This window comes from Mesorhizobium sp. M7A.T.Ca.US.000.02.2.1, assembly GCF_003996995.1.
Lineage (GTDB): Bacteria > Pseudomonadota > Alphaproteobacteria > Rhizobiales > Rhizobiaceae > Mesorhizobium.
This window is the reverse complement of record NZ_RZTT01000257.1, coordinates 1-8,949: the sequence shown is the minus strand read 5'-3', so window position 1 is coordinate 8,949 and position 8,949 is coordinate 1. Positions and strand designations below refer to the sequence as shown.

At 63.5% G+C, this 8,949-nt stretch carries 9 protein-coding genes and 2 pseudogenes; 9 read left to right on the top strand and 2 right to left on the bottom strand.

The genetic code is table 11. From position 1 onward, the window contains the following. Window positions 1–29 precede the first annotated feature (29 nt). The 6 genes and pseudogenes from EOD15_RS36865 to EOD15_RS22200 all read left to right on the top strand — a co-directional run. Window positions 30–215, top strand: a pseudogene (locus EOD15_RS36865) (DNA repair protein RadA); the annotation flags it as partial. A gap of 63 nt (window positions 216–278) precedes the next feature. Next, on the top strand, window positions 279–938 hold the full coding sequence (locus EOD15_RS22220) for a CvpA family protein (protein ID WP_127267853.1): 660 nt from the start codon (window positions 279–281) through the stop codon (window positions 936–938). Window positions 939–1,042: 104 nt separating this feature from the next. After that, entirely contained in the window at window positions 1,043–2,512 is a 1,470-nt protein-coding gene (gene purF / locus EOD15_RS22215) for an amidophosphoribosyltransferase (protein WP_013532528.1), read from the top strand. A gap of 44 nt (window positions 2,513–2,556) precedes the next feature. Beyond that, window positions 2,557–3,297, top strand: coding sequence for an SDR family NAD(P)-dependent oxidoreductase (locus tag EOD15_RS22210; protein WP_127322823.1), 741 nt, complete (start codon window positions 2,557–2,559; stop codon window positions 3,295–3,297). A gap of 136 nt (window positions 3,298–3,433) precedes the next feature. Then, window positions 3,434–4,063, top strand: coding sequence for a hypothetical protein (locus EOD15_RS22205; RefSeq protein WP_127380774.1), 630 nt, complete (start codon window positions 3,434–3,436; stop codon window positions 4,061–4,063). A gap of 165 nt (window positions 4,064–4,228) precedes the next feature. Further along, window positions 4,229–4,450: a hypothetical protein gene (locus tag EOD15_RS22200; RefSeq protein WP_013532531.1), complete on the top strand. Its 222-nt coding sequence runs from the start codon at window positions 4,229–4,231 to the stop codon at window positions 4,448–4,450. Window positions 4,451–4,453: 3 nt separating this feature from the next. Here the strand turns inward: EOD15_RS22200 and EOD15_RS22195 are convergent, their stop codons facing one another. Continuing rightward, window positions 4,454–4,960 carry an OsmC family protein gene (locus EOD15_RS22195; RefSeq protein ID WP_127269953.1) on the bottom strand — a complete coding sequence of 169 codons (507 nt, stop codon included), beginning with the start codon at window positions 4,958–4,960 and terminating at the stop codon, window positions 4,454–4,456. Between the two features lie 204 nt (window positions 4,961–5,164). Between EOD15_RS22195 and aguA the strand changes: the two genes are divergently transcribed. Further along, window positions 5,165–6,271 carry an agmatine deiminase gene (aguA, locus tag EOD15_RS22190; RefSeq protein WP_127321130.1) on the top strand — a complete coding sequence of 369 codons (1,107 nt, stop codon included), beginning with the start codon at window positions 5,165–5,167 and terminating at the stop codon, window positions 6,269–6,271. A 45-nt stretch (window positions 6,272–6,316) separates the two neighbouring features. After that, window positions 6,317–7,411, top strand: a complete 1,095-nt coding sequence (locus EOD15_RS22185; protein WP_127321131.1) for a polyamine ABC transporter substrate-binding protein — start codon at window positions 6,317–6,319, stop codon at window positions 7,409–7,411. 21 nt (window positions 7,412–7,432) lie between these two features. On the opposite strand, the gene EOD15_RS22180 is transcribed toward EOD15_RS22185, so the two are convergent. Continuing rightward, a complete protein-coding gene (locus EOD15_RS22180; protein WP_127321132.1) occupies window positions 7,433–8,182 on the bottom strand; it encodes a helix-turn-helix transcriptional regulator in 750 nt (249 codons plus the stop codon). A 105-nt stretch (window positions 8,183–8,287) separates the two neighbouring features. Between EOD15_RS22180 and EOD15_RS22175 the strand changes: the two are divergent. Then, window positions 8,288–8,949, top strand: a pseudogene (locus EOD15_RS22175) (peptidase S10); the annotation flags it as partial.

The following is an 8,949-nucleotide window of genomic DNA, read 5'->3' as shown; positions in this document are numbered from 1 at the left end:
ACCCAGCTTTTCGGCTTCCTTGAGGCGCTGTTGCGCATGCGCAACAGCGCCTCAAGGAAGCCGAAAAGCTGGGTTTTGGAAGCGCGGTTCTGCCCTCGGGCAGCGGGGAACTGGCCGGGGGGATCGGGGCGGGTTCTTTCCAGCCGACCGAGCTTGCCGACCTCGTGGCACGCATAGCCGGCTCACGCCGAAGCCGCGTGGACGAAGAAGATTAGAGCATCGGACCCAGAGCCCGATGTTCCGCGCTATAATGCGGCTCATGGAGTGGGGCGAAAGACATGCCGATTACGCTGCTTGACGGAATTCTCGTCGGCTTCACTCTGGTCTCGGCGATGCTCGCCATGGTTCGCGGCTTTTCGCGCGAAGTCCTGTCCGTCGTCTCCTGGGCAGCGGCGGCAGCGGCGGCGTTCTTCTTCTACAAGCCGGTTGTGCCTTACCTCGCGCCCTACATCGAGAATGAAAAGATCGCCATGGCGGCCGCCGCTGGCGTCGTCTTCATCGTCGCGCTGATCGTCGTCTCGGTCATCACCATGAAGCTCGCCGACTGGATCATCGATTCCCGAATCGGCGCGCTCGACCGTACACTGGGTTTCCTCTACGGCGCCGCGCGCGGCATCCTGGTCGTCGCCGTCGCCCTGCTGTTCTTCAACTGGCTGGCTGGCGCCAAGGCACCGGCCTGGGTCACAGAGGCCAAGTCGCGACCGCTGCTCGAGCAGATCGGCGCCAAGCTCGAAAGCCTGCTGCCCGAGGATCCGGAAAACGCCATTCTCAAGAAACTCAATCCGAATCAGCCGGCCGCCGAGACACCAGCTGCTCCGGACGCACCGGCTGCGGATGCTCCGGCGGGCGGCGACGATGCCAACACGCCGGCGCCTGACGACAATGACGCAACACCTCCGGCCAACAACGCTCCGGCACCAGCGGCGCCGGCAAACTGACGCCGAAAACGGCGTCAGGATCCGACGATAGTGTGAACGACCGCCCGGCCCGCGTTGCTTTCGGCGCGAACCCGCATTATATGGCGATTTTAGCGGAGCTTAAGATGGCAGACGCAGACGACGTGCTTTCCGCCGAGGCCGACGACCATTTCCACGACGAATGCGGTGTGTTCGGCATTTTCGGCCGGCAGGACGCGGCAGCCATCGTCACACTGGGCCTGCATGCGCTGCAGCATCGTGGCCAGGAAGCGGCAGGCATCGTTTCCTATGACGGCAGCCAGTTCCATGTCGAACGCCATGTCGGCCTGATCGGCGACACCTTCACCAAGCAGCGCGTCATCGACAGCCTGCAAGGCAACCGCGCCATCGGCCATACGCGCTACGCCACCACCGGCGGCGCCGGCATGCGCAACATCCAGCCCTTTTTCGCCGAATTGGCCGATGGCGGCTTCGCCGTCGCCCACAACGGCAATCTGACCAACGCCATGACCGTGCAGCGCGCGCTGCAGAAGCAAGGCGCGATCTTCTCCTCCACCTCCGACACCGAGACGCTTTTGCACCTCGTCGCCACCAGCAAGGAGCGCGACCTCAACTCGCGTTTCATCGATGCGGTGCGGCAGGTCGAGGGCGCTTTCTCGCTGGTGGCGATGACGGCCAAGAAGATGATCGGTTGCCGCGATCCGCTCGGCATCCGGCCGCTGGTGCTCGGCGATCTCGACGGCGCCTGGATCCTGGCCTCCGAAACGTGCGCGCTCGACATCATCGGCGCGCGTTTCGTTCGCGACCTGAAGCCCGGCGAGATGGTCGTCGTCACGTCCAAGGGCATCGAGAGCCTGTTCCCCTTCGAGCCGCAGAAGACCCGCTTCTGCATCTTCGAATATGTCTATTTCGCGCGGCCGGATTCCTCGGTGGAAGGCCGCAACGTCTATGAGGTGCGCAAGCGCATCGGCGCCGAGCTGGCGGTTGAAAGCCCGGTCGAGGCGGACATCGTCGTGCCGGTGCCGGATTCGGGCACGCCGGCGGCGATCGGCTTCAGCCAGGCCGCAGGCATTCCCTTCGAGCTCGGCATCATCCGCAATCATTATGTCGGCCGCACCTTCATTCAGCCGGGCGATTCGATCCGCCACATGGGCGTCAAACTGAAGCACAATGCCAACCGCCGCATGATCGAGGGCAAGCGCGTGGTGCTGGTCGACGACAGCATCGTGCGCGGCACCACCAGCCAGAAGATCGTGCAGATGGTGCGCGACGCCGGCGCCAAGGAGGTGCATATGCGCATCGCCTCACCGCCGACACGCGCCTCCTGTTTCTACGGTGTCGACACGCCGGAGAAATCGAAGCTCCTGGCATCGCGCATGTCGATCGAGGAGATGGCCGAGTTCATTCGCGTCGATTCGCTCGGCTTCCTCACCATTGACGGGCTCTACCGCGCGGTCGGCGAGGCCAGCCGCGATAACGACCAGCCGCAATTCTGCGATGCCTGCTTCACCGGCCAGTATCCAACCCGCCTGCTCGACTTCGAAGGTCACGACAATGTGCGCACGCTGTCGCTGCTGGCGACGAGCGGGACGTAGGCCGGACCGCCATCAGCGTTAGTCAAATTCCCGGAATCCATCGCATGACCCTCGACCTTTCCGACCGCGTTGCGGTCGTCACCGGCGCCTCGCGCGGCATCGGCTATTTCATTGCCAAGGAATTGGCTGCCGCCGGCGCGCATGTCATTGCGGTGGCGCGCACTGTCGGAGGACTGGAAGAGCTCGACGACCAGATCAAAGCGGCCGGCGGCCAGGCGACACTGGTGCCGCTCGACCTCGCCGACATGGCCGGCATCGACCGCCTGGGCGGCGCCATCCACGAACGCTGGGGCAAGCTCGACATTCTCGTCGCCAATGCCGGCGTGCTCGGCGTCATCTCGCCGATCGGTCATGTCGAAGCAAAAACCTTCGAGAAGGTGATGACCATCAACGTCACCTCGACCTGGCGGCTGATCCGCTCCGTCGACCCCCTGCTGCGGCTCTCCGACGCTGGACGAGCGATCATCCTGTCTTCCAACGCAGCGCACTCGGCGCGTGCCTTCTGGGCACCCTACGCGGCGTCCAAGGCCGCGGTGGAGACGATGATGCGCTCCTGGGCGCATGAGACGCAGAGCCTGCCGCTCCGGGTCAATGCCGCCGACCCCGGCGCCACCCGCACCGCCATGCGTGCCCAAGCAGTGCCGGGCGAAGATCCCGAGACGTTGCCGCATCCCTCCGAGATCGCCAGACGCATCGTGCCGCTGGCCAGCCCGGACCTGAAAGAGACCGGATTGATCTTTCAGGCCAAGCACAATCGGTTCGTCGCCTATCGCCAGCCGGAATAAAACTTGAGCCTTTTTTGACGCATGTCGGTTTTCCAAAAACCGCTGCATACTTTTAGGCGACATGCGTAGGGATTAAACAGGCCTCCGGCAACGTTTCTTCTGATGTAACCCGTCGAAGACCAACCGGAGGACCGACATGCGTAAACTGCTTCTCGCCACCGCCGCCACCCTGATCGCAGCCGCGGGCGCCGCTTACTCGCAAGATGCCAAGATGAGCTTCTTCGTCACCAGTGTCGGTTCCGGCAAGGGTGCCGACCTCGGCGGCCTCAAGGGCGCCGACGCGCATTGCGCGTCGCTGGCGGAAGCCGCCGGCGTCACCGGCAAAAGTTGGGCCGCCTATCTGTCGACCAGCGACACCGACGCCCGCGACCGCATCGGCAAGGGGCCATGGGTGAACGCAAAGGGCGTCAAGATCGCCGACGATGTCGCCTCGTTGCACAGCGATGCCAACGGCATCACCAAACAGACAGCGCTCAACGAGAAAGGCGAAGCGGTCAACGGCCGCGGCGACACGCCCAACCGCCACGACGTGCTGACCGGCTCCAAGCCCGACGGCACCAAGATCGCCGACCAGACCTGCGGCGACTGGACGATGAGCGGGGCGGAAGGCGCCGCGATGATGGGCCATCATGACCGCGCCGGTCTCGACGATTCGGCAGCGGCCAAATCCTGGAATTCCTCGCACGCCTCGCGCGGCGGCTGCAGCCAGGAGGCGCTCAAGGGCACCGGGGGCGATGGCTTGTTCTATTGTTTTGCCACCAACTGAGCCGATTGCGCTTCGAAATCGGGCTGGAAACCCCCGTCACATCACGCGGCTGTGATGTGACGGCGGGAAGCTGTGCGGCGGTCAGGCTTTCGTCATTTCCATGGAGTTGGTAGGGTCACAGCGACTCCCACAACAGCGCCCAACTGGCAGAACAAGGAAATCCCCATGGCTACGACCGCAGCAGCGTTGGTCTGGTATCTGGTAATCGCCGGCCCGCAAGGCGGCATGGTCGTGCTGCCCAGCACCTTCGACAAACGCGAACAGTGCACCGCCGCCATCACCGAATATCAGAAGCAGCCGACACCGGCCGGCTGGTCGGTGCAATGCGTGCCGAGCGCCTCGCCCTTCACTGACGAGGGCGACGCCGAAGAACCGTCGGCGCAGTAAGCATCAGCGGCGTGCGCTCACCGTCAGCTCCGGCTTCTGGCTGATGGTCTGGAATACCACGCAATAACGCTCGGTCAGCTTCAGCAGCGAGTCTACCCGCTCCTGCGGCTCAGCGGTGTCGAGGTTGAAATTGAGCCGGATGGCGCGAAAGCCGACCGGTGCATCCTTGGCGACACCGAGCGTGCCGCGAAAATCGAGATCGCCTTCGGCCTCCACCGTGGCGGCGCCGAGCTTGAACTCGAGCGCCGTCGCCACCGCCTTGAGCGTCACCCCGGCGCAGGCGACCAAGGCCTCCAGCAGCATGTCGCCCGAGCAGAGTTCAAGCCCTGAGCCGCCTGTTGCCGGATGCAAGCCGGCGATGGCGAGCGCCCTGCCCGTCTCCACCTTGCAGGCAACCGACTGGTCATCGATCGAGCCCTTGGCGCGAAGCGTGATCAGAGCCTGCGAAGCATCGTCACGGTAGGCCTGCTTCAGCGGCGCCTGCATGGCCTTCAGTTCGGTCGCATCCATCCGCTTTTCCCCTTTCGTCGACTGCTTGCGTCACCGGCATACGCCGTCCGGTCGAGATTTGCGCCGATCACCGTGGCAAGGCAATGCCGTTCCGCAACAGGAGACAGCGGTCAACACCGATATCCCAAATGGGACATTGACGGACAAGGTCCCAAAAACGTCTGATCCGGGCAAGTCATCACTCCATTTCCCGGCGGTCCCAAGATGCCCCGTACCCTCTCGACAAGGCCGAAACAGGATGGGTTTCGCGCGCCCGGCGAATTCGAACCAAAGTCAGGCTGCTGGCTGATCTGGCCGGAGCGGCCGGACACCTGGCGCCTCGGCGCCAAGCCCGCGCAAAAGCTGTTCGTGGATGTCGCCGCGGCGATCGCGCAAAGCGAGCCAGTGACGGTGGCGGCCTCCGCTCGCCAGTGGCAGAATGCCCGAGCGCGATTGCCCGGCCATGTGCGCGTCGTGGAGATGTCCACCAACGATTCCTGGCTGCGCGACAGCGGTCCCAATTTCGTCGTCAACGATCAAGGCGGCGTGCGTGGCGTCGATTGGATCTTCAACGCCTATGGCGGTTTTGACGGCGGCCTCTACGCGCCATGGGACCTCGATGATCTGGCAGCGCAAAAAGTGCTCGAAATCGAGAACATGGATCGCTACCGCGCACCGCTGATTGCCGAGGGCGGCGGGTTGCAATGCGACGGCCAGGGCACCCTCATCACGACGGAGCAATGCCTGCTCAACCGAAATCGCAACGCTCATCTCGGCAAGGCCGAGGTGGAGCGCCAGCTTGGCGACTATCTCGGTGTCGACACCGTCATCTGGCTGCCGCGTGGCCTTGCCTTCGACGAAACCGACGGCCATGTCGATGACGTCTGCTGCTTCGTGCGTCCCGGCGTGGTCGTGCTGAGCTGGACCGACAATCGGGAGGACCCGCAATACGAGATTGTGCGAGAAGCCGAAGAGGTGCTGCGTTCGGCCCGTGATGCGCGTGGCCGCGCACTGGAGATCCACCGGCTGCCGCATCCCCTGCCGATCGAGATGACGCCGGAAGAAAGCGAGAGCGTGGACCGGCTGGATTCGACCTGGGCGCGACCGGCCGGCAACCGGATCGCGGCGAGCTACATCAACTACTATCCGGGCAACAGCGTCGTGGTGGTACCGCAGTTCGGCTGCGATCTCGATGTGAAGGCCAAGCAGACGCTGGCCGAGCTGTTTCCCGACCACAAGATAGTCGGCATCGAGAACTCACGCGAGATCCTGCTGGGTGGCGGCAATGTCGCCTGCATCACCTTGCCGGTCTATGCCCCGCAACGCCGTTGAGGGACGGGGCATGCCGAAAACAGACAGCGGACACGGAGGACATTTATGCGCGCTCTGATCTTCTCAACCCTGCTTGCCTGCGGCATCTGCGCAAACGCGGCTTCGGCTGACGAGGAAAAGATCGTCAACGTCTACAACTGGTCCGACTACATCGCGCCGGACACCGCCGAGAAATTCGAGAAGGAGACGGGCATCAAGGTTCGCTACGATGTCTATGACGGCAACGAGGTGCTTGAAACCAAGCTGCTCACCGGCGGCTCGGGATATGACGTGGTCTACCCCTCAGCCTATCCGTTCCTGAAGAACCAGGTGAAGGCGGGGGCGTTCCTGGAACTCGACAAATCGAAGCTTGCCAACCATTCGAAGATCGATCCGCAGGCCTTGGCGCTGATCGCGGGCGCCGATCCGCAGAACCTGCATGCCGTGCCCTATATGGCCGTCACCGACGGCATTGGCTACAACGTCGCCGCGGTGAAGCAGCGGCTGCCGGACGCGCCGACGGATTCCTTCGCCATGGTCTTCGACGTGGACGTGGTCAAGAAGCTCTCCGATTGCGGCGTGGCCATGATCGATGCGCCGGCTGAAGTCATCCCGATGGCGATGAACTATCTTCACATCGACCCCAAATCGACCAGTCCCGACGACCTCGCCAAGGTCGAGGACCTGATGGGCAAGGTGCGGCCCTACATCCGCTATTTCCATTCGTCGAAATACATCAACGACCTCGCCAACGGCGACATCTGCGTGGTGTTGGGCTGGTCGGGCGACATACTTCAGGCAAGGACCCGTGCGGCGGAATCCGTGAAGAAGCTGGAGATCGCCTATTCCATCCCCAGAGAAGGCACGCTCATCAACTTCGATACGATGGTGGTGCCGAAAGATGCGCCGCATCCCGACAACGCCCAGGCCTGGATCAACTTCAATCTGCGGCCCGATATCGCCGCGGCCAATTCCAGCTATGTCTCCTATGCCAATGCGATACCGGAATCCCTGCCGCTGATGGACAAGGCGATAGCCAGCGATCCCGGCGTCTTTCCGCCTGATGCCGTGAAGGCCAAGCTGTTCGTGGTCGACAACAACGACCCAAAGCTGCTGCGATCACAAAACCGCATGTGGACGCGCATCGTGACTGGGCAATAGAGCCGGCGGAAGCCGTCAGGCTCAAGCGGCTTCGCGGAAGGCCGCCAGCAGCTCGACCTGGGAGTGCACGCCGAGCTTGCGGTAGATCTGCTTGATGTGGTTGCGGACGGTGCCGGGCGAGACGGCGAGGCTTCGCGAAATCGTCTTGGCGTTGCCACCCTCGACCAGATGCCGCGCAACCTCGGCCTCGCGCCTGCTCAGCCGCGAGCGTCCGTCACCGATTGCGGCGCCCTTGTCCCGGGAGCGGCACAGATGAAGCAATCTTTGCAGAATGAGCCTCGTCGCGCTGCTTGCCGCGCAAGCCATCTCCAGATCCTGATCGCCAAAGGCCGGTGCCCCGTTTCGCCGCAGGAAGGTGACATAGCCAGCGGTCAGCCCGTCGAGATTGAACACGCCGGTGATCTCGTCGAAACTGTCGGAAGGGCCGAAGAATTCGCGATAGTAGGGGGTACGCTGGAAGTCGCCATTGCGGAGTGCCGACAGCGGCAACAGGAAATCCTGTCTTGTGCTGGCGAACCTCTGGAAGAAGGGATCCTGGCGATACAGTCGTGCATCGTAGTCGCGGTTCCAGCGATCGGGGCCGGCATCGTCGATGGTCAGGGATGTGATGTCTCGACGGTAGAAGCCGACATAGGCGCGGTCGGAGCCAAGCAGTCCGCTCGCCGCCGCTGTGAAGCGAGCGGACAATTCTTCGGGCGTTGCAGCCATGGCCGCGGCGGCGACACCACCGCTCCAGTGTCCAAACCGATCGAGAGAGATGTTCGACTGCATTCCGGCTCACATTAGCGCAAGCCGTTGCAGGTTCAAGACAGCCATTTCCTTTGACTTCGATCCTCTCGGCCATACCTATGCGGGAGTCGTTCTCGCGGAGCCATCATGCTGGTCAAGCTGAAACTGATCTTCCTCATCCTGCCGATGCTTGCCGTCCTGGCGCAGCCCGTCCTGGCTGAAACGGCGGAGCGGCCGGCACCTGCGGGCGGTGTGCTGTCCCTGCTGCCGCCGCCGCAGACCACCAACCATTCGATCACACTGGCCGGGCGCAAGCTGGATTACCAGGCAAAGGCAGCGACCCTGTCGCTGCTGTCGGGCAACGGCGACGTCACGGCGGAGATCTTCTATGTCGCCTACACGCTGGAGCCGCCGGCGAGCGTGGCCAAAGACCCGCAGCGGCCGATCACCTTCGTGTTCAATGGCGGCCCTGGAGCAGCGTCCGCCTATCTGCATCTCGGCGCACTCGGTCCACGGATAATCGCGACGGGAGCCGATGGCGAACTCCTACCCTCACCGCAAAGACTGATCGACAATCCGGACAGCTGGCTCGACATGACGGATCTCGTCTTCGTCGATCCGGTGGGGACCGGCTACAGCCGCGAGGCACCGGGGCAGGACACGCGCGATTTCTGGGGCGTCAACCAGGATGCCAGCTCGATTGGCGCCTTCATCCGGCTCTATCTCGCGCAGAACGGCCGCACCGGGTCGCCGCTGTTCCTCGCCGGCGAAAGCTATGGCGGGTTCCGCGCGGCGCTGCTCGCCAGGAC

Coding starts and splice junctions, on each gene's coding strand:
- EOD15_RS22185 (WP_127321131.1), top strand. CDS start 6,317: ATGCGCGCTCTGATCTTCTCAACCCTGCTTGCCTGCGGCATCTGCGCA.
- purF (WP_013532528.1), top strand. CDS start 1,043: ATGGCAGACGCAGACGACGTGCTTTCCGCCGAGGCCGACGACCATTTC.
- EOD15_RS22205 (WP_127380774.1), top strand. CDS start 3,434: ATGCGTAAACTGCTTCTCGCCACCGCCGCCACCCTGATCGCAGCCGCG.
- EOD15_RS22210 (WP_127322823.1), top strand. CDS start 2,557: ATGACCCTCGACCTTTCCGACCGCGTTGCGGTCGTCACCGGCGCCTCG.
- EOD15_RS22180 (WP_127321132.1), bottom strand. CDS start 8,182: ATGCAGTCGAACATCTCTCTCGATCGGTTTGGACACTGGAGCGGTGGT.
- EOD15_RS22195 (WP_127269953.1), bottom strand. CDS start 4,960: ATGGATGCGACCGAACTGAAGGCCATGCAGGCGCCGCTGAAGCAGGCC.
- aguA (WP_127321130.1), top strand. CDS start 5,165: ATGCCCCGTACCCTCTCGACAAGGCCGAAACAGGATGGGTTTCGCGCG.
- EOD15_RS22220 (WP_127267853.1), top strand. CDS start 279: ATGCCGATTACGCTGCTTGACGGAATTCTCGTCGGCTTCACTCTGGTC.
- EOD15_RS22200 (WP_013532531.1), top strand. CDS start 4,229: ATGGCTACGACCGCAGCAGCGTTGGTCTGGTATCTGGTAATCGCCGGC.